General features: G+C 63.0%; 24 protein-coding genes. 12 read left to right on the top strand and 12 right to left on the bottom strand.

What is annotated here, in order from left to right; all coding sequences use genetic code 11:
* Positions 1-61 precede the first annotated feature (61 nt).
* From AB1E34_RS03280 to AB1E34_RS03270, 3 genes are all read left to right on the top strand, one after another.
* Entirely contained in the window at positions 62-589 is a 528-nt protein-coding gene (locus AB1E34_RS03280; RefSeq protein WP_372570909.1) for a hypothetical protein, read from the top strand.
* Positions 590-651: 62 nt separating this feature from the next.
* Complete coding sequence (locus AB1E34_RS03275; RefSeq protein WP_372570908.1) at positions 652-2,022, top strand: glutamate--cysteine ligase; 1,371 nt, start codon at positions 652-654, stop codon at positions 2,020-2,022.
* A 55-nt stretch (positions 2,023-2,077) separates the two neighbouring features.
* A complete protein-coding gene (locus tag AB1E34_RS03270) occupies positions 2,078-3,178 on the top strand; it encodes a class I SAM-dependent methyltransferase (RefSeq protein ID WP_372570907.1) in 1,101 nt (366 codons plus the stop codon).
* Between the two features lie 78 nt (positions 3,179-3,256).
* Here the strand turns inward: AB1E34_RS03270 and AB1E34_RS03265 are convergent, their stop codons facing one another.
* The 9 genes from AB1E34_RS03265 to AB1E34_RS03225 all read right to left on the bottom strand — a co-directional run bounded on the left by AB1E34_RS03265 (position 3,257) and on the right by AB1E34_RS03225 (position 9,898).
* Positions 3,257-3,730 (bottom strand): YHS domain-containing (seleno)protein, encoded by a 474-nt coding sequence (locus AB1E34_RS03265; protein WP_372570906.1) that lies wholly within the window; start codon positions 3,728-3,730, stop codon positions 3,257-3,259.
* Positions 3,731-3,966: 236 nt separating this feature from the next.
* Positions 3,967-4,809, bottom strand: a complete 843-nt coding sequence (locus tag AB1E34_RS03260; protein ID WP_372570905.1) for a fatty acid desaturase — start codon at positions 4,807-4,809, stop codon at positions 3,967-3,969.
* A 101-nt stretch (positions 4,810-4,910) separates the two neighbouring features.
* Positions 4,911-5,453, bottom strand: coding sequence for a GbsR/MarR family transcriptional regulator (locus tag AB1E34_RS03255; protein ID WP_372570904.1), 543 nt, complete (start codon positions 5,451-5,453; stop codon positions 4,911-4,913).
* An 82-nt stretch (positions 5,454-5,535) separates the two neighbouring features.
* The gene (gene plsY / locus AB1E34_RS03250) at positions 5,536-6,144 is read right to left on the bottom strand and encodes a glycerol-3-phosphate 1-O-acyltransferase PlsY (RefSeq protein ID WP_372570903.1); all 609 of its coding nucleotides are present in this window, start codon (positions 6,142-6,144) and stop codon (positions 5,536-5,538) included.
* A complete protein-coding gene (pyrC, locus tag AB1E34_RS03245; protein WP_372570902.1) occupies positions 6,144-7,424 on the bottom strand; it encodes a dihydroorotase in 1,281 nt (426 codons plus the stop codon). The genes plsY and pyrC overlap by 1 nt, the downstream gene beginning before the upstream one ends.
* Positions 7,421-7,807 (bottom strand): hypothetical protein, encoded by a 387-nt coding sequence (locus tag AB1E34_RS03240; protein ID WP_372570901.1) that lies wholly within the window; start codon positions 7,805-7,807, stop codon positions 7,421-7,423. Before AB1E34_RS03240 ends, pyrC begins: the two co-directional genes overlap by 4 nt.
* The gene (locus AB1E34_RS03235) at positions 7,792-8,319 is read right to left on the bottom strand and encodes a hypothetical protein (protein ID WP_372570900.1); all 528 of its coding nucleotides are present in this window, start codon (positions 8,317-8,319) and stop codon (positions 7,792-7,794) included. The genes AB1E34_RS03240 and AB1E34_RS03235 overlap by 16 nt, the downstream gene beginning before the upstream one ends.
* A complete protein-coding gene (locus AB1E34_RS03230) occupies positions 8,316-9,254 on the bottom strand; it encodes an aspartate carbamoyltransferase catalytic subunit (RefSeq protein ID WP_372570899.1) in 939 nt (312 codons plus the stop codon). The genes AB1E34_RS03235 and AB1E34_RS03230 overlap by 4 nt, the downstream gene beginning before the upstream one ends.
* Before the next feature lie 71 nt (positions 9,255-9,325).
* The gene (locus tag AB1E34_RS03225; RefSeq protein ID WP_372570898.1) at positions 9,326-9,898 is read right to left on the bottom strand and encodes a scavenger receptor class F, member 2; all 573 of its coding nucleotides are present in this window, start codon (positions 9,896-9,898) and stop codon (positions 9,326-9,328) included.
* 81 nt (positions 9,899-9,979) lie between these two features.
* On the opposite strand from AB1E34_RS03225, the gene AB1E34_RS03220 reads away from it, so the two are divergent.
* The 6 genes from AB1E34_RS03220 to AB1E34_RS03195 all read left to right on the top strand — a co-directional run bounded on the left by AB1E34_RS03220 (position 9,980) and on the right by AB1E34_RS03195 (position 17,481).
* Positions 9,980-10,741 (top strand): uracil-DNA glycosylase, encoded by a 762-nt coding sequence (locus tag AB1E34_RS03220; RefSeq protein WP_372570897.1) that lies wholly within the window; start codon positions 9,980-9,982, stop codon positions 10,739-10,741.
* A 2-nt stretch (positions 10,742-10,743) separates the two neighbouring features.
* Positions 10,744-11,343 carry a metallophosphoesterase family protein gene (locus tag AB1E34_RS03215; RefSeq protein WP_372570896.1) on the top strand — a complete coding sequence of 200 codons (600 nt, stop codon included), beginning with the start codon at positions 10,744-10,746 and terminating at the stop codon, positions 11,341-11,343.
* A complete protein-coding gene (locus AB1E34_RS03210) occupies positions 11,340-11,960 on the top strand; it encodes a LysE family translocator (protein ID WP_372570895.1) in 621 nt (206 codons plus the stop codon). The genes AB1E34_RS03215 and AB1E34_RS03210 overlap by 4 nt, the downstream gene beginning before the upstream one ends.
* Before the next feature lie 6 nt (positions 11,961-11,966).
* Complete coding sequence (moaB, locus tag AB1E34_RS03205; RefSeq protein ID WP_372570894.1) at positions 11,967-12,509, top strand: molybdenum cofactor biosynthesis protein B; 543 nt, start codon at positions 11,967-11,969, stop codon at positions 12,507-12,509.
* Between the two features lie 106 nt (positions 12,510-12,615).
* A complete protein-coding gene (locus AB1E34_RS03200) occupies positions 12,616-14,070 on the top strand; it encodes an efflux RND transporter periplasmic adaptor subunit (protein ID WP_372570893.1) in 1,455 nt (484 codons plus the stop codon).
* A 6-nt stretch (positions 14,071-14,076) separates the two neighbouring features.
* The gene (locus tag AB1E34_RS03195) at positions 14,077-17,481 is read left to right on the top strand and encodes an efflux RND transporter permease subunit (RefSeq protein WP_372570892.1); all 3,405 of its coding nucleotides are present in this window, start codon (positions 14,077-14,079) and stop codon (positions 17,479-17,481) included.
* Here the strand turns inward: AB1E34_RS03195 and AB1E34_RS03190 are convergent.
* Positions 17,462-17,887 carry an NUDIX hydrolase gene (locus AB1E34_RS03190; RefSeq protein WP_372570891.1) on the bottom strand — a complete coding sequence of 142 codons (426 nt, stop codon included), beginning with the start codon at positions 17,885-17,887 and terminating at the stop codon, positions 17,462-17,464. The two genes, AB1E34_RS03195 and AB1E34_RS03190, sit on opposite strands and share 20 nt — an antisense overlap.
* Entirely contained in the window at positions 17,884-18,690 is an 807-nt protein-coding gene (locus AB1E34_RS03185; RefSeq protein ID WP_372570890.1) for a protein-disulfide reductase DsbD domain-containing protein, read from the bottom strand. The genes AB1E34_RS03190 and AB1E34_RS03185 overlap by 4 nt, the downstream gene beginning before the upstream one ends.
* Positions 18,691-18,837: 147 nt before the next feature.
* Between AB1E34_RS03185 and AB1E34_RS03180 the strand changes: the two genes are divergently transcribed.
* A complete protein-coding gene (locus AB1E34_RS03180) occupies positions 18,838-19,392 on the top strand; it encodes a YqgE/AlgH family protein (protein ID WP_372571098.1) in 555 nt (184 codons plus the stop codon).
* On the opposite strand, the gene AB1E34_RS03175 is transcribed toward AB1E34_RS03180, so the two are convergent.
* Complete coding sequence (locus AB1E34_RS03175) at positions 19,369-20,337, bottom strand: L-threonylcarbamoyladenylate synthase (RefSeq protein ID WP_372570889.1); 969 nt, start codon at positions 20,335-20,337, stop codon at positions 19,369-19,371. The two genes, AB1E34_RS03180 and AB1E34_RS03175, sit on opposite strands and share 24 nt — an antisense overlap.
* Positions 20,338-20,471: 134 nt before the next feature.
* Between AB1E34_RS03175 and AB1E34_RS03170 the strand changes: the two genes are divergently transcribed.
* Both AB1E34_RS03170 and AB1E34_RS03165 read left to right on the top strand, forming a co-directional pair.
* Positions 20,472-22,178, top strand: coding sequence for an acyl-CoA dehydrogenase (locus AB1E34_RS03170; RefSeq protein ID WP_372570888.1), 1,707 nt, complete (start codon positions 20,472-20,474; stop codon positions 22,176-22,178).
* On the top strand, positions 22,178-23,224 hold the full coding sequence (locus tag AB1E34_RS03165; protein WP_372570887.1) for an MBL fold metallo-hydrolase: 1,047 nt from the start codon (positions 22,178-22,180) through the stop codon (positions 23,222-23,224). The genes AB1E34_RS03170 and AB1E34_RS03165 overlap by 1 nt, the downstream gene beginning before the upstream one ends.

The raw sequence follows: 23,224 nt of genomic DNA, 5'->3' as shown, positions 1-23,224 counted from the left end.
CACACTTTAACCATATTGACGTAGCCGCCCACGCGCATGTCACTGAAAAAAGGCCGGACGCATGAGTTTTATCCGCCCCGAAGCAAAGCTGGCCCTCTGGAAGTGGCGCGAAGTGCTGGTTGCGGCGGCGCTGCTGCTGGTCGGTCTCAGCTGGATCGTCGGACCCGGTGGGTTGCTGGCATGGCTGGGCTGGCTGCTGCTGGTCGCAGGCGTTGCGCTGATCGTCATCGGTATCCAGCGTGCGCGCTTCCGGTCGGGCAGTGGCGGGCCGGGCGTGGTGCTGGTTGACGAAGGACAGATCAGCTATTTCGGCCCTCTGACCGGCGGCGTTGTTGCAGCCGCTGACCTGGATCAGCTGACGCTCGACCCGACGTCGAAACCCGCACATTGGGTGCTGCGCCAACCGGGTCAGTCCCCTTTGCACATTCCCGTCAATGCCGAAGGGTCCGAGGCGCTGTTTGATGTGTTCGCGGCGCTGCCGGGGCTGCGCACCGAGGCCATGCTGGCAGAGCTTGGCGGCAGGTCCCCACACCCGGTTGTGATCTGGGAACGACATTCAAGCCGCCCGCCACAGATGCGGCTGCATTGACACCCGCCGCGTTTGTGACCACGACTGGCGTTTAAGCGAAGCAGTCAACATCGGAGCGAGCCATGTCCATTCCCCAATCCGGCGGCGGGCCGATCGAACGGCACGAACAACTGGCCGAATACCTTTCGGACGGATGCAAGCCCAGGGACCAGTGGCGTATCGGGACCGAGCACGAAAAGTTCGGCTATTGCAAGGACACGCTGAAACCGCTGCCCTTTGAGGGCGAGCGCTCGATCCTGGCGGTGCTTGAGGGGCTGCGCGACGGCCATGGCTGGGCTCCGGTCGAGGAGGGCGGCAAGCTGATCGGGCTGGAAAAGGACGGGGCCAATGTCAGTCTGGAACCGGGCGGGCAGTTGGAACTGTCCGGCGCGCCGCTGGAAACCATTCATGAGACCTGCGACGAGGTGAACGCGCATCTGAGCGACGTGAAGGACATCGCCGACAAGATCGGCGTGGGCTTTATCGGGCTTGGGGCCGCGCCAATCTGGACCCATGACGACATGCCGTTGATGCCCAAGGGCCGCTACAAGCTCATGGACAGCTACATGCAGAAGGTCGGCACGATGGGCCGGGTGATGATGCGGCGCACCTCGACCGTGCAGGTCAATCTCGACTTCTCCTCCGAAGCGGACATGGTACAGAAACTGCGCGTGGCAATTGCCTTGCAGCCCGTCGCCACCGCGCTGTTTGCCAATTCGCCGTTTTTCGAGGGCAAACCCAATGGTCACAAAAGCTGGCGCAGCCGGGTCTGGCGCGATCTGGACGCGGACCGAACTGGTATGGTGCCCTTTGTTTTTGACGACGGATTCGGGTTCGAGGCCTGGGTGCAATATGCGCTCGATACGCCGATGTATTTTGTCTATCGCGATGGCGTCTATCACGACGCACTGGGCCAGTCCTTCCGTGATTTCCTGAAGGGCGAACTGCCCGCGCTGCCGGGCGAAACGCCGACGCTCAGCGATTGGGGTGATCATCTGACCACGCTCTTCCCCGAGGCACGGATCAAGAAATTCATGGAGATGCGCGGCGCCGATGGTGGACCGTGGCGCAGGCTCTGCGCCTTGCCGGCGTTCTGGGTCGGGTTGATGTATGACCAGAGCGCGCTGGATGCGGCCTGGGAGTTGGTCAAGGGCTGGGATGCAGAGACACGCGAAAACTTGCGGGTTGAGGCGTCGGTCCACGGTTTGCAGGCGCAGGTTCGTGATATCGACATGCATGCACTGGCGCGCGAGGTGGTGGCGATTTCCGAGGCGGGCCTGAAGGCACGCGCCCGGCCCGGTGTGGGCGGCCTGGTGCCCGATGAGACCCATTTCCTGAACGCCCTCAAGGACAGTCTTGAGACCGGCAAGGTGCCCGCCGATGAACTGCTCGATCACTATAATGGTGATTGGAACGGCGATCTGACCCGGGTTTATCGCGAGTTCAGCTATTGAAGCGACGGTGCTGAGCGCTGCCGTGTTTGCCGTCAAACGGTCTCGAAGGAGTTTCATGACCAGCGATCCGATTGAGACGCGCAAATCGACCGAAGGCATGGTTGATTACAACCGGAACTCCACCGCGCAGCAGCAGCACGCGATCATGCAGGCCGACCATATTCGGAGGCTGGTGGGCAAGCTGGGCCGGGTTGAGCCGGAATTGCGGCTGGTCGACTATGGCTGCGGCCCGGGGATGAGTGCGATCGAAACCGTGCGCCCGGCGATTGCGGCCTATCGTGCACGCCATCCAGATGCGCCGATTGTGGTCTGCCACGCGGATCAAGCGGGCAATGACTGGAACGCGCTTTTTGGGCTGGTCGCTGGTCCGGGCGGGTATCTTGCGGGGAATGCTCCGCTGCGTGTCGAGGCGGCGGTGGGGTCCTTTTATGAGCGGCTGGCGGCGGAAAACTCCGTGTCGCTGGGCACCTGTTTCTTTGCAAGTCACTGGCTGAGCCATGCGGTGCGACTGGATGCGCCGGGCACGGTTCTGTTCGACCACCTGCAAGGTGCAGCCCGCGCACAGCTGACTGAGGTGGCGCAGCGCGACTGGTGTACCTTCCTGCGTCACCGCGCGGCGGAACTTCGGCAAGGCGGCTATCTGCTGGCATCGATGATGGGATCGGTTCCCGACGCGGCAGAACCCAACGGCGCTGCGTCTGCCGGGCGCGGCATTTATCGCGCCATCCAAGCGGTTGCATCAGCCATGGTCGAAGACGGGATGCTCGACCCGGATGTGCTTAACGGGTTCGTATTTCCGTTCTGGTTCATGACAGAAGCAGAGGCGCGCGACTGGATCGGCGCCGACAAGGTTTTGTCGGATTTGGTCGAGGTCGAAGGTATTGAGGTAACACCCGCCCTGACCAACCCCACCGATCTGTTTCATGACGCGATCGGCGATCCTGTTGAATACGCGCGACTTTATACCGGGTGTGTAAAGGCTTTCGCTGACTCCACCCTGCGAACCCAGCTTTTCGAACCCGCTGCGCGCAGCCCGCAAGACCCAGATGCGCTTGCGGATGAGTTCTATCGCCGGTTCGACGCATTCTATCGCGAGCACACGGACCGATATGCCTGCGAAATTTGGCACCTGACGGTATTGCTACGACGGCGCTGAGCGGTTTCTACTGTGCTAGGACAGCAAAAGGGGCGGTGAGTTTCCTCACCGCCCTTTAAGTACCGTCCTAGTGTCGCATCACTGCTGCAGCGAGGCAGGCTCCTTGTCGGCGATATCTTCCCAATTTGCGCTCGCCTTTTCGATGAAGCCTGGGATGTCGGTTTCCCAGCGTTCCTGAATGTCGGGCGAAATGTTCAGATACAGCTTGTCGTCGACAATCTTCCAGACATTCGGGTCACCGTCAAACTTGAAGCCCATCGCGGCGCCAAAGGCGCAATAGCCGCCATAGACCGGCAGGTAGGCCTCGGGGTTACGCTCGAATTCGGCTTTGTTCTCTTCCGAGGCAAAGCGGTAGGTGGCGTCATTATAGCTTGAAGTGATCTTCCAGTTGCCCGGCGTGGCCTCACCTTCGGTGAAATAGGCAACGGGGTCATGTCCCTGCAGCGCGAGACCGGTGGAGGACGCGTTCAGTTCAACGCCTGCCGCCAGTGCAGTGGTCGCCATAGCAACCGAAAGTGCGACGCCGCTGATAAGAGTTTTGACCTTGTTCATGGTGGTAACCTTTCTATTGGGGGGCACCGGCCTTTGTCGGAAATGCGAAACGGATGATGCCTATGTGGTTCTGTGGGGCCCGTAATTTGCCCTCACGCAGCTTCACCTGATCATCCGGGTGTTCACGTTCAAAACAAGTAATGGTGATTGTGTGTCAGCGAACGAAACCTGTGCAGCGACGCTCAGGTTTCGGTGTTTTCCGGGTGCCGCAGACCCGCGCTGTCTAGGCAACGCAGCTAGGGTTCAATCTTGAAGCGGCGCGGCTCCAGCCACCCGATCACGGGTTTGCGGCTGGCGGCATACCCCGCGACCGAGCGGTCGAGACGATCCGCCAGAATCGGCAGGCGACTGACCGGGACTTTCGGGAACAGGTGATGTTCACGATGGTAGAACATCAGATAGGCCAGTCGCGCCAGCACGCCCCGCTGGCTGCGTGCCGCAACACCGCTGCCATGAGTGCCCTGATGGGTGATCCAGACCGCGAAGAGGGCGGCAAGACATTGGGCGACGCTCATGGCGGCCACATGCAGCAGCAGAATCTGCGATCCGGTCAGGAGCGCGGTGGCGACAACGCCAAGCACGAGACCCCAGTCGATCAGGATACGCCTGCGACCTTTCGCGCTTGCGCCTGCCCAGGCGGCGCGATTGATATCCACCGGAAAGCGTGGGCCGTAGATCAGCACCTGGGGCAGGGACATATGCCCGCATTTCCCTTCGCAATCGCCGGGTCCCATCGCGTGTTTGTGGTGCAGCAGGTGACAATGGCTGAACGCATGGTTCGATCCCAGCATCAGGGCGCTCAGCACATGCATCACCAGATTGTCACCCTTGCGGAGCAGCCCGAGATTGCCATGGATCGCTTCGTGATTGAGGCGCAGGGCACAGAGGAAGAACATGAAGCTGCCGATGCCGCCCAGCGGCCACAGGGATGTGCCATAGAGTGTCAGGGACAGCAGCAGCCAGGGCAGCGGCAGCATCAATTCCTTCACCTTCACCCAAGGGCTCAGCGTCACCAGATCGGTCCAGATGATGCCGCGGGGCGGGCGTTCCGGTTGGTGGGGTCTGTTCAAATCGGTCATCTGCAAGCTCCCTTCGTAACCTGTTTCGTGTGAACCGCCCTTATGGTCTTACGGCAATGACGGTTATTTCTGTTATCAGTGAAATTATTAGTCAAAATTTTTTATTCTGACGTCTCCTTCTGCCCCTTCGGTAACAATCGGGCAATGCGCCCGCCCAGCTTCACGACGGCAAGCTGTATGCCGCGCGGCAGCCTGCGCATATCGACATACCAGTCGTCGAACATCTGCATCGTCTCCAGCGTCTCGTCGATGCGCGCGCGGGTTTTGACCGGCGTGCCGTCGGTTTCGGCCTCTTTCGCCACTTCGCGTAACGCGGCCAGCGTTGGTGCAAATTCCCGCTCTCTGCGGCCTTCGACCACGGCCTTGGTCAGATCGAACATGTCCCGGATCGAATGGAAATGATCGCGGCGATCCCCCAGTTGTCGACTGGCCTTGACCAGCTTCCAGCTTTGCAGCTCTTTCAACCCGTTTGAGACATTCGAGCGCGCAAGACCGAGGGTGTCGCAGATCTCATCGGCGGTCATCGGGTCGGGTGCGATATGAAGCAGCGCATGGATCTGCGCCACAGAGCGGTTCACGCCCCATTTGGTGCCCATATCCCCCCAGTGAAGGATGAAATCCTGCATGGCCTGCGATAGTTGCATCATGTGTTCCTGTAACTTCTGTATTATCAGAAATTACAGATAACAATGATTCGATCAAGAGACTTGCTGGATCAGCGCCGGGTCAGGATTTCGAGCCGATCCTGGGTTCGGTTCCGGACTTGATCCGGGCGATGTTCTCGAGATGGCGAAGATAGATCAACAAGGTCAGGATAATCCCAAGAACAAGTGTGTTCCCGAAGCCCAGGAAAATCACCCATAGCGTCGAGGAGGCCGCGGCGACAAGCGCGCCGACCGAAGACATCCGCGAGACGACCGCTGCCGCCAGCCAGGTCAGGCAGCAGGCGATGCCGACGGGCCAGGCCAGTGCCAGCCAGATGCCCAGAAAGGTGGCCACACCCTTGCCGCCCCGGAAGCCCAGCCAGATCGGAAAGCAATGGCCCAGAAAGGCGGCAAGCGCGGCAAACTGCGCGGCTTGTTCGCCTGCAAAGTGGCGCGCCAGCAGCAAGGCAACCGCGCCTTTTGCGCCATCGAATAGAACGGTCAGAGCGGCGGCCAGCTTGTTTCCGGTGCGCAGGACATTGGTTGCGCCGATATTGCCCGACCCGATCTCACGCAGATTGCCCAGACCCATGACCCGCGCAAAGACCATACCGAACGGGATCGAGCCCAGCCCGTATCCGATGACGACCCACAGGATCAGCGCGTCGGTTGTCGTGTCGCTTGCGAACATCAATCTCTCCGGTAAACGGCCGCCCCGGCCACGTAAGTTGCCAGCACCCTACCTTGCATCCGCTGGCCGTCAAACGGCGTATTCTGCGATTTCGACTGAAGTGTGAACCGGTCGAGGATGAAGGGCGTGTCCGGATCGAACAACACCAGATCAGCTGGCGCGTCCGGGGCCAATCGGCCGGTATCCAGCCCCAGCCGTTTCGCGGGGTTCAGGGACATGGCGCGGAACAGGGTGGGCAGGTCAAGCTGCTCACCATGATAGAGCCGCAGCGCTGCGGGCAGCAGGGTTTCCAGAGCCACCGCGCCCGAGGCCGCTTCTTCAAAGGGCAGCCGCTTGCTTTCCTCGTCCTGGGGGGTGTGCATCGAGCTGATGATGTCGATCAGCCCGCTCCGTACCGCTTCGATCACCGCCTGCCGGTCGTCTTCCGAGCGCAGCGGCGGCTTGACCTTGAAGAAGGTGCGGTAGTCGGCCACGTCCAACTCGTTCAGGGTCAGGTGGTGGATCGAGGTGCCTGCGGTGATGTCGAGTCCATTACGCTTGGCGCGCTCCAGCGCGGGCAGGGCGCGGGCGGTGGTGATCTGGTCGGCGTGATAGCGGGCGCCGGTCATCTCCAGCAGCGCGATGTCGCGATCCAGCCCCATACGCTCGGCCATCGGTGACACGGCGGGCAGGCCATAGAGCGTTGCGAACTTTCCGCTGGTGGCAGCCGCGCCCTGACTGAGGCCAGGCTCTTGCGGATGGGCAATGACCAGCGCGCCGCACGAGCGCGCATAGGTCAGCGCGCGTGAAAACACCTTGGTGTTGCTGACCACATGATCGCAGTCGGTGAAGGCCACCGCACCGGCATCCATCAGGAACCCGATCTCGGTCATCTCGCGCCCGTCGCGGCCCTTGGTCAGCGCCGCCATCGGCAGGACGTTGACCGGCGTATCCGCCTGCGCCCGGCGGGTGACAAATTCCAGCGTCTCGGGCGTGTCGATGACCGGCAGCGTATCGGGGCGGGTCACTATCGTGGTGACCCCGCCCGCCGCTGCCGCCAGACCTGCGGATTTATAGCTTTCCTTGTGCCGCTCGCCTGGCTCACAGACTTTGACGCCGATATCGACGATACCGGGCGCGAGGCATTTGCCACCGCAATCGACCACCGCGCCATCACTCGTGGGCGGCGCATCCGTGCCCCGCGCGGCGATCACACCGTCGCGGACCAGCAGCCAGCCGGGGCCGTCGGTTTCCGCCTCGGGGTCGATAAGACTGGCATTGGTGAACAGGGTTGAGGTCATGTCAGTGCGCCTTCAATCGCGGCTTTGGTGGCCACCGGGTCGGCCTGGAACTTGATCAGATACTTGTCGCCCGTTCGGGTGATCACCTGCACGGCACTGCCCAACGTGCGGACGGTTTCGATCTGAGGCAGCGGGATCGTCTGCACCGGGCCGCGCAGGGCACCGTCGCGCAGTTCCCAAACCGCGCTCAGCTCTTCCGAGGACATATACCAGCCGCGCAGGACAATTGCCGCCAATCCGGCGGGCGCGCCGGTCCAGACATAGGGGTTGCCCATCATCCACAGCAGGGCCATCGCCAGCGCCATGCCCAAGGCGGCGAGCCAGGCATGGGCCCGGATATAAGCCTGCCTGTCGGGCACGAAGCGGATCACAGGATCAGCCATAGAAGTCCGGCAAGGACGGCGATCATCACGATGGAAAAGATCGCAAGGCCGATGCGAACCGATCTGGCGCGCGCCTCGCGCGGCGGGGTGCGCGGAGCCGAATAGGGTTCAGCGCTTTTGGTGATCAGCGGCTCCGCCGACCAGTCGATCCGGTCCTCGCTAAAGCAGCCGACCGGTTCCAGGCGGTTGTCCAGCGTCAGGTCCATCGCCTTGCCCCGGAACGCCGCGCTGCGCACCAGCATGACCCAACCCATGATCTTGTCCAGGGCCTCCGCGTCCAGTTGATCCTCGGGAATGCCGCAGCCTTCGGACATGTAGCCATGCAAACCGAACCCTTCGAGGTCCCAGACCGGAAAGATCTCGATCTCGTTCGAGTCGAGTCCTTCAACCCCTAGCAACTGCTCAGCCGCGCCCGGCTCGCGCAGGAATTTGGCGTGCTCCGGCGCCACATCCAGCGCATAAAGGCGCAGGTAATCAAACTCGTTTGCATCAACCGTGACCGGATCGCTCATGCGGCAGCCTCCCGGTGATGTCGGGCCAGCAACTCCATGGCGGCCATACGTACGGCGACGCCCATTTCGACCTGCTCCTGAATGACGGATCGGTTGATGTCATCGGCCAGCGTCCCGTCGATCTCGACCCCGCGGTTCATTGGCCCAGGATGCATTACGATGGCGTCCGGCTTTGCTTGCGCGAGTTTGGCGGCGTCGAGACCGTAGCGATGGTAATATTCCCGCTCGGACGGAATGAAACCGCCATCCATCCGCTCTTTCTGAAGCCGCAGCATCATCACCACATCGGCGTCTTTCAGCCCCTCGCTCATATCCTCGTAGAGTTCGGCTCCGAACTCAGCGAAATGCCCGGGCACCAGGGTTGGCGGGCCGATCAGGCGGATGCGGTTTTCCATCTTGCCCAGCAGGATCAAGTTTGACCGGGCGACGCGCGAATGGGCGACATCGCCACAGATCGCGACGGTCAGTCGGTGCAGCCGTCCCTTGGCGCGGCGGATGGTCAGCGCGTCCAGCAGCGCCTGGGTGGGGTGTTCGTGCCGCCCGTCACCCGCGTTCAGCACCGCGCAGTTCACTTTCTGCGCCAGCAGATCCACCGCGCCGGACTGTGGATGGCGCACCACCAGCAGGTCGGGATGCATCGCGTTCAGCGTCATAGCCGTGTCGATCAGGGTCTCGCCCTTTTTGATCGAGCTGGCCTGCATCGCCATGTTCATCACATCCGCGCCCAGCCGCTTGCCAGCCAGTTCGAAACTCGCCTGCGTGCGGGTGGAGTTTTCGAAGAACATGTTGATCTGGGTAAGGCCCGCCAGTTCATCCGCGTGCTTCAGCGATTGTCGGTTCAGTTCGACATATTTCTCGGCCAGATCAAGGATCGCGGTAATGTCGGATTGGGACAGTTGTTCGATGCCAAGAAGGTGACGATGGGCAAAAGACATGGCTTGGCTCCGAACCGGTGTTGCCAGCGCTTATAGAAAGCTCGGCGGGGCGGAGCAATATCCCGCCTGCCTCAATCTGCCGCCTCAAGGCAGGCGCCGTCCGTGCCGCATTGCTGGCCCGGCTTGCACCAGCGGCCATAGCCGCAATCCACCGCCTTGACCGGAACGCATCCGCGCCCGCGTGAGCACTTGAAGCCGGGACGGCATTGCGATTCGGTCTCTTCGCACAAAAACCAGCCCGCGCGAGGGCAGCGACCGGGCAGGCAGCCACCGGGGTCCGAACGGTCAACGGGGCGCTGGATATCCTGGGTGCCGGGCTTTGGTTTGCATCGGCCCGCGCCCGCGCAGACCGTACCCGGCGTGCAAACGGTGCCATCGGTGCATCGGGTCGATCCCTGCGGCGCGCAGCGCAGGCCGCCATTCATGCAGAGTTGGCCCGCCGGGCAACTGCGCCCGCCGCCGCAATACTCACCACCAAGCGGGACGCAATGACCGTCAAAGCTGCAGCGTTGACCGGCGCTGCAGCAATTGTTGGCGCCACATTGCAACTGCCCGGCGCGGCATTCTCCGAACCCCTGCGCCAGGGCGGGCACACCCCAGCACATCAGCAAAGCGAACCAGAACAAAGCAAGCAATCGTGACATGCCCGTATGGTCGGGCGACATGGCGTCGCTGACAAGCGCTTATCGCCTTTCCTCCGATCACTTAGAGTTTAGACTGGCCGCATGGAATCGGTGTTTGACCCATATACGGCGAAGGCCCTGCTGGAATGGCAGGTGGAACTGGGCGCGACAGATGCCATCGCCGATATGCCGGTGGACCGCTACGCGCTGGCCGACAAGGCGCCCAAAGCCAAGGCTGCGCCGGTTGCGCAGGCGGCGCAGCCAATTGCCGCGCGCGACCCGGTTGCCGTGGCCAAAGCGGCGGCGAACTCCGCCGGGTCGCTGGCTGAACTGCGCGCCGCGATGGAGGCCTTTGATCTCTGCGAGTTGAAGAAAGGTGCGCGCCAGTTGGTCTTTGCCGATGGTACGCCTGATGCGCGCGTGATGATCATCGGCGAGGCGCCGGGCCGCGACGAGGACCGCGAAGGCAAGCCGTTTGTGGGTCGCGCCGGGCAATTGCTGGACAGGATGCTGGACGCGATCGGTCTGAACCGCGCCAGCTCGGTCTACATCACCAATGTCCTGCCCTGGCGGCCGCCGCAGAATCGCGACCCGAAACCGGATGAGATTGGAATGATGGTGCCGTTTCTGGAGCGGCATGTGGCGCTGGCACAGCCTGACGTGCTGGTGTTGATGGGCAATATCAGTTGCCAGGCGGTGTTGGGCAAACGCGGCATTACCCGGTTGCGCGGCAAATGGGATCAGGCGATGACCCTGCCGGTGATGCCCATGTTCCATCCCGCCTACCTTCTGCGCCAGCCGCAGATGAAGCGGCAAGCCTGGGCGGATTTGCTGGAACTGAACGCCAAGCTCGAAGGACAATAGCGATGCGCATTCTGGCCTTTTCCGACCTGCATATGGCCCGCAAAAAAGCCGCCGCGATTGTCGAGGCCAGTGCCGAGGCCGAATTGGTGATCGGAGCGGGCGATTTTTGCAACATGCGGCAGGGGTTGGCGGAGGCGATGGAGATGCTGTCGGGCATCTCTGCCCCGCTGGTTCTGGTGCCGGGTAACGCCGAAAGCGCCGAGGAACTCAGTGATGCGGCTCGTGATGGCGTGCATGTGCTGCATGGTCAGGCCGTAGAAGTCGACGGCTTGTCCGTTTTCGGGCTGGGCTATGGCGTCCCGATGACGCCCTTCGGATCATGGTCCTGCGATCTGAGCGAGGCGGAAGCGGCGGAACTGCTGGATCGCTGCCAGCGCGCCGATGTGCTGATCACCCATTCTCCGCCGAAGGGAACCGGGGATGTGACCTCGCAAGGGGTGTCTGTCGGCTCGACCGCTGTGCGCGATGCCATCGAGAGGCTGCAACCCAAACTGTCCGTCTGCGGACATATCCATGACAGCTGGGGCGCGCGGGGCAGGATCGGGGTAACGCAGGTGGCCAATCTGGGTCCGACGGTCAACTGGTTCGAGGTCTTTGCATGATCGATCCGGTAACGCTGATCGCCTTCCTGCCCGCCGCGCTGGCCCTGAACCTGACGCCCGGGGCGGATATGATGTTCTGTTTCGGCCAGGGGCTCAGGTCCGGTCCGCGCGCCGCGATCGCCGCCGGTGCCGGGGTTTCGCTGGGCTCGCTGGTGCATGTCACGCTGGCCGGGCTCGGGCTGGGTGCGGTGGTGGCCGCGATGCCGTGGCTCTTTGATGTGATCCGCTGGGTCGGGGTCGGGTATCTACTCTATCTGGCGGGCTCGGCGATCCGCAACGGGGCCGCACCGCCCGATGCCCCCGGAAAGCCCGCCAAGCATGCGTTCCGAGAAGGGCTTGTGGTCAATCTGACCAACCCGAAAGTGATCCTATTCGTGCTCGCCTTCATCCCGCAATTCATCGACCCCGGCGCAGGCCCGATCCTGATGCAGTTCCTGATTCTCGGCGCGGTGATCGCGCTGGGCGGGTTTTTTGTCAATTCGGGTGTCGGGCTGATGGCGGGCGGGGCCAGCAGGCACCTTGTCGGCAATCGCCGCGCCGGGCGCATTCTTGGCTGGATCACGGGTGGTATCTTTGCGGCGCTTGCCGTTCGTTTGGCCGTTTTGGAAAGGGCATGACCACAGATGTCGCGCATTGATGAAAGCACGGAGTTTCTTCCGGTCCGCATCGCGGTTCTGACGGTCTCGGACACGCGCGCGCTGGCAGAGGACAAGTCCGGGCAAACCCTTGTGGACCGGATCGAGGCGGCGGGACATTCCGTGGCCGACCGCAAAATCCTGCGCGATGAACGCACTGCGATTGCTGACCAATTGCGCGCATGGGTGCAGGACCCCGATATCGATGTCGTGATCTCGACCGGCGGCACCGGGTTGACGGGCCGCGACGTGACGGTCGAGGCGCACAGGGATGTCTATGAGAAAGAGATCGACGCCTTTGGCACCGTTTTCACCCTGATTTCCATGGAAAAAATCGGCACATCGGCGGTGCAGTCGCGGGCGACCGGGGGCGTTGCGGGTGGCACCTATCTCTTTGCGCTGCCGGGTAGTCCGGGGGCTTGCAAGGATGCCTGGGACGGGATCTTGCAAAAACAGCTCGACTACCGCCATCGCCCCTGCAATTTCGTCGAGATTATGCCCAGATTGGACGAACATTTGCGACGGAAGTAAACTCTTCGTACGTTAAAGGCCTTGTAGGCGTCGTTAGGCTTGGCAAATTCACCAGGCCCGCTAACCTTTGGTGAGGCAGCGAAAAGCCACCGGAGAAGGATGTAAGATGCGGTTTTTACGCCAGAGTCTGCTCGGCGTGTTTCTGGTGTCCATGACGCTGGCCCTGCTTCTGTATGCCGGCCATCTGGTATTTGACGCGGTGCGCACAAGCCTGGCCGACAAGGCGCGGCCCGTCGAGGCGCGCGAGCGGGTGTTTGCGGTCAATGTCGAAACCGCCGAATTGCAGGATGTGATCCCGGTTCTCGAAGCCTTTGGTCAGGTGCAAAGCCGCCGCACGCTGGAACTGCGCGCGGCAGCGGGCGGGCGGGTGCTGGAACTGTCACCGGATTTCGAGGAAGGCGGCACCGTTCGTGCTGGTGACGTGCTGGTGCGCATTGATCCGGCAGATGCCCAGACGGTCTGGGATCGCGCCGAATCCGACATGATGGATGCCGAGGCCGAAGAGCGCGACGCCGAGCGTTCGCTCATTCTGGCCCGCGACGAGTTGCAGGCGGCCATCGATCAGTCAGAGCTGCGCGACAAGGCGCTGCAACGACAGCTTGATCTGGCCGAGCGCGGCGTTGGCACGGCTGCGGCGGTCGAATCCGCCGAGCTGGAGGCCGCATCTTCGCGGCAGGCGGTTCTGGCGCGCCGGATCGCGGTCGCGCAGGCCGAGGCGCGGGTGGATCAGACCGAAACCCGCCTGATGCGGGCAAGCAGTGCCTTGTCCCTGGCTGAACGGGATCTTGGCGAAACAACCGTGACCGCGCGCTTCGACGGGACGTTGAATGACGTCAATCTGGTTGAGGGGCGCTTGGTCGCGGCCAATGAAAAGCTGGCCGAGCTGATCGACCCCGACGCGCTGGAAGTGGCGTTCCGGGTCTCGACCGCGCAATATGCAAGGCTGCTTGATGACGAGGGCGATTTGATTGCGGCACCTGTCATTGCCTCGCTTGAAATTACCGGCACCAACCTGACCGCGCGCGGCGTGATCAGCCGCGACAGCGCGGCTGCGGGCGAGGGCCAGTCCGGGCGGCTCATCTTTGCCCGGCTGGAGGCGGCACGAGGCTTCAAACCCGGGGATTTCGTCACCGTCGCGGTCGAGGAACCCACCTTGCAGGAGGTCGCACGGTTGCCTGCCTCGGCCTATGACGCCACCGGGACTGTTCTGATCCTGGGCGCGGAGGACCGGCTGGAGTTGCTGCCCGTCCGTCTCGTGCGCCGCCAGGGCGATGAGGTGCTGCTGCGCGGCGAAGGGCTGGCCGGGCGCGAGGTGATTGTCGGGCGCACGCCCCTGCTGGGGCCGGGGATCAAGGTCCGGCCCGTGCGCGAGGAGGTGCAGGCAATGCCCGCGGCGTCGCTGCTTGAACTCAGCGACGAGCGGCGTGCCCGGCTTGTGGCGTTTGTCGAAGGCAGCGACGACATGCCGCCCGAGATCAAGGCGCAGATGCTGGAGCAATTGGCTGAACTGCGCGTGCCCGTAGATCTGGTGCTGCGGATCGAATCCCGGATGGAAGGATAACCCGCCATGGTCCGCGAGATCCCAGGCGCGGCAGGCGGGCTGCTCAGCTACTTCACCCGGCATCGCACGGCGGCCAATCTGTTGCTGGTGGTACTGCTGGTGCTGGGCGCGGCGGCGATCCCCAACATGCGGGCGCAGTTCTTTCCCGATGTGATCATCGAGGATATGCGCATCAGCGTCGAATGGGATGGTGCAGGTCCCGAAGATGTGGACAGCGCCATCGTGCAGGTGATGGAACCTACGCTGCTGGCGTTGGATGGCGTTGCGGGTTCCGAGGCCAGATCGCGCGAGGGACGGGCAGATCTGACGCTGGAATTCGAACCCGGATGGGACATGTCGCGCGCCTCGGACGATGTGCAGGCGGCAGTTGACGGCCTGACGACCTTGCCCGAAGACGCCGAGGAGCCCAAGGTGCGGCGCGGCGGCTGGCGCGACCGGGTCACCGATGTGGTCATCACCGGCCCGGTCGAACCCGCGCAGCTTGGCTTGCTGGCGGATGAGCTGGTCACCCGCCTCTTTGCCGCTGGCGTGGCCCGGACGACCATTCGCGGAGCCGCCGCGCCACGCACCATCGTCGAAGTCCCGACGATGCAGCTGATCGCCAATGACATCACGATGGCGCAGATCGCCGAGGCCATTGCGGGCGAGGTGGATACCAACCCCGCCGGAGACGTGACCGGCGCCAATGCGCGCGTGCGCACCGGCGTTGAAAAACGCTCGCCCGAGGATATCGAAGGCATTGTCCTGCGCTCCAACGCCGATGGCTCGAAACTGCTGGTCAGCGATCTGGCCACCATCCGGGTCGAAGGTGTGGATCGCGAGCGCAGCTATTTCGTGGCAGAGAACCCGGCCATGTCGATCCGCGTCGATCGCGCCGATGGCGGAGACGCCATCGACGTGCAGCGCGTGGTCGAAGAGGTTGCCGCCGAAATGCAGGCCAGCCTGCCGCAAGGCGTGACGGTCGAGCTGATCCGAACCCGGGCGGAGGCGATCACCGGGCGGTTGAACATCCTGGTCGATAACGGGCTGGTCGGGCTTGGTCTGGTGGTCTGCCTGCTGTTCCTGTTCCTGAACGCGCGTATCGCTTTCTGGGTCGCGGCGGGCATTCCTGCCGCGATGTTTGCAGCCATTGCGCTGATGTATATTGGCGGGCTGACCATCAACATGGTCAGCCTCTTTGGTCTGATCATCACGCTGGGCATCGTGGTCGATGATGCAATCGTTGTGGGCGAACACGCCGATTTCCGCGCCCGTCGTCTGGGGGAACACCCGATCGTTGCCTCGGAACGCGCCGCGCAGCGCATGGCGATGCCGGTTCTGGCGGCGACACTGACCACGATCATCGCCTTCTTTGGTCTCACCGCAATCGGTGGGCGGTTTGGAGAGTTGATCCAGGACATCCCCTTCACCGTGATCGCCGTTCTGGCGGCCTCGCTGGTGGAATGTTTCCTGATCCTGCCCAACCACATGTCCCATGCCATTGCCCATTCGGCCAAGCAGCATTGGTATGATGCGCCAAACCGGGTGGTGAATCGTGGCTTCCGCTGGGTGCGCGACACCTGGTTCCGGCCGTTGATGGCAGGGGTGGTGCGCGCCCGCTACGTCGTGATCGCAGGCGCGTTGGTGCTGCTTGCCAGCCAGATCGCGCTGTTCATTCAGGGCGATGTGCAATGGCGCTTCTTCAACGCGCCCGAGCGCGGCTCTGTCACCGGCAATATCGCCATGGTCGAGGGGGCGAGCCGCGCTGATACGATGGACATGCTGGCCGAACTGCAACGCGCCACGGATGCGGTCTCGACCCGGCTTGAGCAGGAATATGGCTGGTATCCCGTTGACTATGTCATGGTCGAGGTCGGCGGCAATGCCGGGCGCGCCCTGTCGGGGATGGAGGGCAAGGAAACCGACCTGCTGGGTGGTCTTTCGATCGAACTGATTGATGCCGACCTGCGCCTTGATAACGACGACGTTCCCTATTCCAGCTTCCAGTTCATTGCCCAGCTGCAGGAAGAAATCCGCCGCCATCCCCTGACAGAGGTGGTCAGTTTCCGCGGCTGGCGGTCCGGCCCCGGTGGCGATGCGCTGGATGTGCAGTTCTATGGTGCCGATGTCAGCACACTGAAAGCGGCGTCCGAAGCTCTGCAGGCTGCCGTGCTGCGCTATCCGGAAGTGTCGGCGGTCGAGGACAATCTGGCTTATGACAAGGAAGAGGTGATACTGGATCTGACCGCGCAGGGGCAGGCGCTGGGCTTTACCATCGAAACGCTGGGCCGCGCGCTGCGCAACCGGCTGAACGGGATCGAGGCGGCCACCTATCCCGACGGCCCGCGCAGTGCCGAAATCCGCGTGGAACTGCCCGAGAACGAGTTGACCGCCGATTTTCTGGAACGCACATTGATGCGCTCGCCCGAAGGCACTTACGTGCCGCTGGCCGATATTGTCTCGGTCCAGCAGCGGACGGGGTTTTCGACCGTGCGGCGAGAGAATGGCGTGCGGGTGATTTCCGTCACTGGCGATATCTCCGAAGATGACCCGGCGCGCGCGGCAGAGATCGAGTCCGCCCTGCGCACCGAAATCCTGCCCGAGATCGCCAGCGCGCTGCAGGTCGAGTGGCGGTTGGCCGGGCTGAGCGAGCAGGAGGACGAGTTCCTGTCTGATGCCCGCACCGGGCTGATCCTCTGCCTGACGGGTATCTATCTGGTTCTGGCCTGGGTCTTTGGCAGCTGGACCCGACCGGTGGTGGTGATGGCGGTGATCCCCTTTGGCCTCGTGGGTACAATCTGGGGTCATTACATTCAGGATGTGCCGTTGAGCATGTTCACCGTGGTCGGCCTTCTGGGGATGACCGGGATCATCATCAATGACTCGATCGTGCTGGTCACGACAATTGATCAATATGCCGAAGAGCGCGGCCTCGTCCCTTCGATCATCGAAGGCGCAGCCGACCGGCTACGCCCGGTGATGCTGACCACGCTGACCACCGTTCTGGGCCTGACACCCCTGCTTTATGAAGGGTCACAGCAGGCGCAGTTCCTCAAACCCACGGTGATCACGCTGGTCTATGGCTTGGGCTTTGGTGTCTTCATGGTGCTGCTGCTGGTACCGGCTCTGATCGCCATTCAGCGCGATATCGGGCGGCCGGTCAGCGCGCTGCGGCGCGCGCTGCGCGGCGCTGATCCAAGGGTTGGGCTGGCGATCCTGATCAGCGGGCTTGTCACATTCGGCTGGCTGGTTCCCACCATGATCTGGCCGCTGGTCACTGGCGCGCTGCCCGCGCCACTGGCATCCGTCACCTCCGGTGGCGGAATCCGCAGCGGGCTGGTTTTGTTCTTTGTCGGGGCGTTGGTGATCCTGCTGTTGAGCTGGTTGATCTCGGCGCTTTATGCGGCGCGCCTCACCAGAACCCGCTCCTGAGCGCCAGTTGCAGCAGGTCGGGCACACGGATGCTCATTGGCAGGTCTCCGGCCAGCACCGTTTTGGTCTTGAACCAGCGCGCGTCCGAGACATCGTCCGCCGCCTGTAGCGTTCCACCGATGTAACGGCAGGCCACGCCAACGAGGAGGTAGTGCAGATCGACACTGCCATCCTCGCCATGCTGCAACAGGTCCAGATTGGTCAGGTAGTCGATCGGCTCGGCATGGATGCCGGTCTCCTCGCGCAGCTCGCGCGTTGCGGCCAAAAGCACGGTCTCGCCCCATTCCACATGGCCACCGGGAAACCCCCAAAGCCCGGCATCGGGCTTGTTGCGGCGTCGGGCCAGCAGCACCTCACCGTCGCGCAGAACCACGGCCAGCGCGCCGATCCTGGGAAGCTGCGTCATCCGGGCGCCGCCGGGCAGCCCTGAATGTCGACCGCATGTTTCGAACCCAGCACGGTGATCCGAATCTCAGACCGGTCCAGCGTCATCGGGCGATTGCTCTCACCCACGAATTCCGACGAAGAGATCAGCGTATTGCCCTGTCTGCGGGTTTGCGCCGGAGCAGCCCAGATCGCCGGATCGCCGGGCTCGAATATGGCAACCTCGGCACCGCCCGCCGAGGGCATGGCGATCTGCGCTTCGATACGGACGCCGTCACTGGTGGGCTGCAGGCGGCAGGTGACCGAGGTCACACCGGCCTCTTTGCTGGAATAGGGCCGCTGCGCGAAGGCCGCGATGATCGCCGGGTTGCGACCCGCATCGGAATCGAGCTTGTGATCGAAATCGAGCGTGCTGGGGATGCAGACCTCCTTGCAGATGCCAAGCTCCATTTCGCCGCGCAGGCGAACCGGTTGGTTGGCGTTTCGCGGCGAGATCTCGACCGGCAGGACAAGCTGGTCTGTATAGCCGATGCTGCGCATTCCGTTCTGGTCGTGGATTTCAGGCGTTGGCCAGGTGATGTCGATCCCGCCCAGATTGCGTGAGGCGCCCCAGTCAAAGCGCGGCGGTATCCCGGCATCGCCGGGCGCGCGCCAATAGGTCTTCCAGCCATCGGCCAGGGTCAGGCGCAGCGCGCCCAGATAGGTACCATCCTCGGTCCGGCCCCCGTCCAGCACGTCGAGCTGCACGATATCGTCCATGTTTTGCGACAGGGCCGGGGTGGTCGCCAGCGTGGCGAGCATCAGAAAGGGGAACGCGTGTTTCATCATGGTTCCTACATGCGGTCTTGCCCGGAAAATTCCAACTCACGTTAAGGTTAACGTGGGTATTTTCAACCCATGCGTGCCGCTGCTCTTGCGTCCGGCAGCAGGCGGGGCCATTGTTGTTACAGTAAGGAGATTTGCCGGAACATGATGGACCTTACCGGACAGCTTCTGATCGCCATGCCGGGCATGGGCGATCCGCGCTTTGAACACTCGGTTGTCTATATCTGCAGTCATGGCGAAGATGGGGCGATGGGCCTGATCGTGAACAAGCCTGCCGACCTGCGCGTCTCGGCCCTGCTGACGCAGTTGGACATTCCCTGCAAGATACCGGTTGTCAATGACACACCGGTGCGGTTTGGTGGGCCGGTCGAAACCGCGCGTGGCTTTGTGCTGCATTCCACCGACTATGACGCCAACCTGCATTCGATGAATGTGGATGCCGCGTTCAGCATGACCGCGACCCTCGACATTCTCGAGGACATGGCCAATGGCGCCGGGCCCGCGCAGCGGCTGCTGATGCTGGGCTATTCGGGCTGGGGGCCGGGGCAATTGGAAAGCGAGATTGGCGAAAACGGCTGGCTAACGGTTCAGGCCGACCCGGCCCTGGTGTTCGACATTGCCGATGACCGCAAATGGGAAGCAGCGCTGAAGCTGCTGGGGATCGACCCGCTGACCCTTTCAGCCAGCGCCGGGCACGCCTGAGTCGCGCGGTGCTGCGGCCCGGCCAAGCCGGTCGTTGATCGCCGCGCCCAGCCCCTCCTGCGGGATCGGGGCCACCGCAATCGGACGGCCGGTCCGGTCAAGCGCATGCAGCGCTGCAAAAAGCCGAGACGCTGCCTCAACCAGATCACCTGATTGCGACAGGTTCAGATCGCACGCCATATCGCCAAATCCCAGCAAGACCTCATTGCCCCGCCGTTCAGACGCGTTAAGTCGGACGCTGGAGGCGGGCGCATAATGCGACTGCAACTGACCCGGCGCGGTGATTTTCTTGGCGCCGTCATGGACCTGCGGGGCGGAGCCAAGCACCTGCGTGATCTCTTCGGCGCTGACGCCGCCGGGGCGCAGCAAAGCGGGGTGCTCGAACAGTCCCAGAATCGTCGATTCCAGCCCGACCGTACAGGGGCCGTCATCCAGTATGGCGTCGATGCGCCCATCAAGCCCGGCGCTGACATGTGCTGCCGTAGTCGGGCTGATCCGACCCGAGGGGTTGGCCGAGGGCGCTGCAACCGGGCCATCGAAGGCGCTCAGCAACGCGCGTGCTGCCGGATGCGCGGGCACCCGCACCGCAAGCGTGTCGAGCCCGGCAGTGACCAGAGACGATATGCCATGCCCATCGCGCAAGGGCAGAACCAGCGTCAGCGGTCCGGGCCAGAAGGCCTGCGCAAGCGCTTCGGCCTGATCGGACCAAGCCACATAGCGCCTTGCGGCTTCAACCGAGGGCAGATGCGCAATCAGCGGGTTGAAGCTTGGCCGTCCCTTGGCCTCATAGATCGCGGCCACGGCGCGATCATCGCGGGCGTCGCCGCCCAGCCCGTAGACCGTCTCGGTCGGGAAGGCGACCAGACCGCCGGTGCTCAAAATCCGTGCCGCCCGCGTGATATCGTCGGGTGCGGCGCTCAGACGTTCGGTTTTTTTGCCCATCATTGTCGGTGACGCCGCGTTCAGGTTGCTTGCAATAGGGTGCCGGTTAGTTATTTACAAAACCAAGTTCAATACAGAATTGACTCAGGCGTTGCCCTGCCAGCTTGGCAGACACGCCTTCCGTGACCGAGGTTCCCATGTCCTATACAGCACCGCTCTCTGATTACGAATTCCTGCTTTACAACGTTGCGGATCTGGGCGGGATCACCGCCACTGATCGGTTTGGCGATGCTGATCGTGATGTCGTTTCCGCCATCCTGAATGAGGCCGGAAAGATGTGCCGGGATGTGCTGGAGCCGCTGCGCCGCGTCGGCGATCTGCACCCGGCAGTGCTGGAAAACGGCGTGGTGCGCACGTCTCCGGGGTTTGGTGATGGCTGGCAGGCAATTGCCGAAGGCGGTTGGGTCGGCATGAGCAGCGATCCCGAATTCGGTGGCATGGGCTTGCCGATGGCGGTCACCACGGCGGTGAACGAGATGATGAGCGCGGCCTGCCTGTCGCTGCAGATCGCACCATTGATGACGCAAGGCCAGATCGAGGCGCTGGAACACCACGCCAGCGACGCGCTCAAGGCACTCTATCTGCCAAAGCTGATTTCCGGCGAATGGGTCGGAACCATGAACCTGACCGAACCGCAGGCCGGATCAGATGTTGGCGCGCTCAGCTCGCGGGCCGAGCCGAACGATGACGGTACATATGCGGTGACCGGTCAGAAGATCTTCATCAGCTGGGGCGATAACGACTTTACCGATAATGTCTGCCATCTCGTGCTGGCGCGCCTGCCCGATGCCGCGCCGGGCACCAAGGGGATTTCGCTGTTTCTGGTTCCGCGCAACCTGCCCGATGAAGACGGCGCAGCTGGTGTGGCCAACACGCTGAAAGTGGTCTCGCTGGAGCACAAGCTGGGCCTGCACGGATCGCCGACCTGCGTAATGCAGTATGATGGCGCCAAGGGCTGGCTGGTGGGTGAGCCGCATAAGGGCATGGCGGCCATGTTCACCATGATGAACAACGCGCGTCTGGGTGTTGGCGGGCAGGGTGTCGGCATCGCCGAAGGGGCCTATCAGCACGCGCTGGCCTATGCGCAGGAACGCAAGCAGGGGCGCAGCGCGCCAACCGGAACCATCCTCGATCATGCCGATGTGCGCCGCATGCTGATGGAGATGCGCGCCGACACGTTCGCTGCGCGGGCCATTCTGCTGGCCTGTGCCGGTGCCATCGACATGGGCCACGCCACCGGTGATGCGAACTGGATCGCCCGGGCGGCCTTCCTGACGCCGATTGCCAAGACCTTCGGCACTGAAACGGGCATCCGCGTGGCGGAGACCGGCGTTCAGGTTCATGGCGGCATGGGCTTTATCGAGGAAACCGGCGCGGCGCAATTCTATCGCGATGTGCGCGTGACAGCGATCTATGAGGGGACCAGCGGCATTCAGGCGATGGACTTGGTGGGTCGCAAGATGATGGATGGTGGCGAGGCGGCGGCGCACTTGCTGGACGAGATCGAAGATCACGCCGAACAGGCCCGTGCCACCCTGCCGGAACTGGCAGAGCCAGTCTGGGAGGCCACGGAATCGCTGCGTGAAACCACCGAGTGGCTGGTCGCTCAGGGCGATATGAACGACCGCTTTGCGGGCGCGCTGCCCTATCTGCGGGCCTTTGCCCGGGTGCTGGGCGCGCATTACCATCTGGTTGCGGCACTGGCCGAGCCCGAGGGACCGCGAGCCAAGCTGGCACGGTTCTACATCCACGCGCTGCTGCCGGAATATTCCGGTCTGCTGGTGCAGGCGCAAAACGGGGCGGCTGACCTCTTTGCGCTCAGCGCCGACGATCTGGCTGCCTGATGGACGGCACGCCCCAAACCGGTATCCGTTACCCCTGGCCCGAGCCGCCCGCGCCGGGGGAGACAATCGAGGTGGCGGAGGGCGTCTTGTGGATGCGCCTGCCATTGCCGATGAAGCTGGATCATGTGAATGTCTATGCGCTGGATGACGGCGATGGCTGGACGCTGGTTGATACCGGCTTTTCGTCGAAAAAAACCCGCGCGATCTGGCAGGGGCTGATTGACGGGCCACTGGCGGGCAAGCCCGTACGGCGGGTTCTGGTCACCCATCACCATCCCGACCACATTGGCAATGCAGGCTGGTTCCAGAGCGAGTTCGGCGCCGAACTGGTCACCACCCGCACTTCCTGGTTGTTTGCCCGGATGCTGACTCTGGATGTGCAGGAGGTCTGGCCCGAAGAGACACTGGATTTCTACCGCAGCGCCGGGATGGCATCTGAAATCCTTGAGACGCGCATGGCGCAGCGGCCCTTCAACTTTGCCGATATGGTTTATCCCATGCCGCTGGGTTTTACCCGGATCAAGCAGGGCAGCCAGATCCGCATTGGCGGGCGCGACTGGGAGGTCCATACAGGCAACGGCCACGCACCGGAACACGCGACATTGTGGAGCAAAGACGGCGATCTGGTACTCACCGGAGATCAGATCCTCAGTTCCATCAGCCCCAATATCGGCGTTTACCCGACCGAGCCGATGGCTGACCCGCTGGCGGAATGGCTGGAAAGCTGCGAGCGGCTCTCGGGCCTTGCACAGCCCGGACATCTGGCGCTGGGCGGGCACAAGCTGCCCTTCACCGGGTTGCCCTTCCGCATGCGGCAATTGGTTGACAATCATCACAGCGCGCTGGACCGGCTCAAGGACCATCTGGATGTGCCGAAACCAGCCTCGGACTGTTTCCTGCCGCTGTTCAAACGCAAGATCGGCGAGGGCGAGTATGGGCTGGCCCTGGTCGAAGCAGTTGCGCATCTCAACCATCTTTACCACATTGGAGAGGTCGAACGTGACCGCCGGGCCGATGGCGCCTGGCTCTATCAGTGCAAGGGGTAA

Source organism: Ruegeria jejuensis (genome assembly GCF_041537905.1).
GTDB lineage: Bacteria > Pseudomonadota > Alphaproteobacteria > Rhodobacterales > Rhodobacteraceae > Ruegeria_C.
The sequence above is the reverse complement of the archived record's forward strand: the minus strand, read 5'-3'. Positions and strand labels throughout refer to the sequence as shown.

Coding starts and splice junctions, on each gene's coding strand:
- AB1E34_RS03200 (WP_372570893.1), top strand. CDS start 12,616: ATGCGGTTTTTACGCCAGAGTCTGCTCGGCGTGTTTCTGGTGTCCATG.
- AB1E34_RS03240 (WP_372570901.1), bottom strand. CDS start 7,807: ATGGCTGATCCTGTGATCCGCTTCGTGCCCGACAGGCAGGCTTATATC.
- AB1E34_RS03190 (WP_372570891.1), bottom strand. CDS start 17,887: ATGACGCAGCTTCCCAGGATCGGCGCGCTGGCCGTGGTTCTGCGCGAC.
- AB1E34_RS03185 (WP_372570890.1), bottom strand. CDS start 18,690: ATGAAACACGCGTTCCCCTTTCTGATGCTCGCCACGCTGGCGACCACC.
- AB1E34_RS03265 (WP_372570906.1), bottom strand. CDS start 3,730: ATGAACAAGGTCAAAACTCTTATCAGCGGCGTCGCACTTTCGGTTGCT.
- AB1E34_RS03175 (WP_372570889.1), bottom strand. CDS start 20,337: ATGATGGGCAAAAAAACCGAACGTCTGAGCGCCGCACCCGACGATATC.
- AB1E34_RS03210 (WP_372570895.1), top strand. CDS start 11,340: ATGATCGATCCGGTAACGCTGATCGCCTTCCTGCCCGCCGCGCTGGCC.
- AB1E34_RS03275 (WP_372570908.1), top strand. CDS start 652: ATGTCCATTCCCCAATCCGGCGGCGGGCCGATCGAACGGCACGAACAA.
- AB1E34_RS03220 (WP_372570897.1), top strand. CDS start 9,980: ATGGAATCGGTGTTTGACCCATATACGGCGAAGGCCCTGCTGGAATGG.
- AB1E34_RS03170 (WP_372570888.1), top strand. CDS start 20,472: ATGTCCTATACAGCACCGCTCTCTGATTACGAATTCCTGCTTTACAAC.
- plsY (WP_372570903.1), bottom strand. CDS start 6,144: ATGTTCGCAAGCGACACGACAACCGACGCGCTGATCCTGTGGGTCGTC.
- AB1E34_RS03280 (WP_372570909.1), top strand. CDS start 62: ATGAGTTTTATCCGCCCCGAAGCAAAGCTGGCCCTCTGGAAGTGGCGC.
- AB1E34_RS03165 (WP_372570887.1), top strand. CDS start 22,178: ATGGACGGCACGCCCCAAACCGGTATCCGTTACCCCTGGCCCGAGCCG.
- AB1E34_RS03255 (WP_372570904.1), bottom strand. CDS start 5,453: ATGCAACTATCGCAGGCCATGCAGGATTTCATCCTTCACTGGGGGGAT.
- AB1E34_RS03230 (WP_372570899.1), bottom strand. CDS start 9,254: ATGTCTTTTGCCCATCGTCACCTTCTTGGCATCGAACAACTGTCCCAA.
- AB1E34_RS03215 (WP_372570896.1), top strand. CDS start 10,744: ATGCGCATTCTGGCCTTTTCCGACCTGCATATGGCCCGCAAAAAAGCC.
- AB1E34_RS03225 (WP_372570898.1), bottom strand. CDS start 9,898: ATGTCACGATTGCTTGCTTTGTTCTGGTTCGCTTTGCTGATGTGCTGG.
- AB1E34_RS03235 (WP_372570900.1), bottom strand. CDS start 8,319: ATGAGCGATCCGGTCACGGTTGATGCAAACGAGTTTGATTACCTGCGC.
- pyrC (WP_372570902.1), bottom strand. CDS start 7,424: ATGACCTCAACCCTGTTCACCAATGCCAGTCTTATCGACCCCGAGGCG.
- AB1E34_RS03270 (WP_372570907.1), top strand. CDS start 2,078: ATGACCAGCGATCCGATTGAGACGCGCAAATCGACCGAAGGCATGGTT.
- AB1E34_RS03260 (WP_372570905.1), bottom strand. CDS start 4,809: ATGACCGATTTGAACAGACCCCACCAACCGGAACGCCCGCCCCGCGGC.
- moaB (WP_372570894.1), top strand. CDS start 11,967: ATGTCGCGCATTGATGAAAGCACGGAGTTTCTTCCGGTCCGCATCGCG.
- AB1E34_RS03180 (WP_372571098.1), top strand. CDS start 18,838: ATGGACCTTACCGGACAGCTTCTGATCGCCATGCCGGGCATGGGCGAT.
- AB1E34_RS03195 (WP_372570892.1), top strand. CDS start 14,077: ATGGTCCGCGAGATCCCAGGCGCGGCAGGCGGGCTGCTCAGCTACTTC.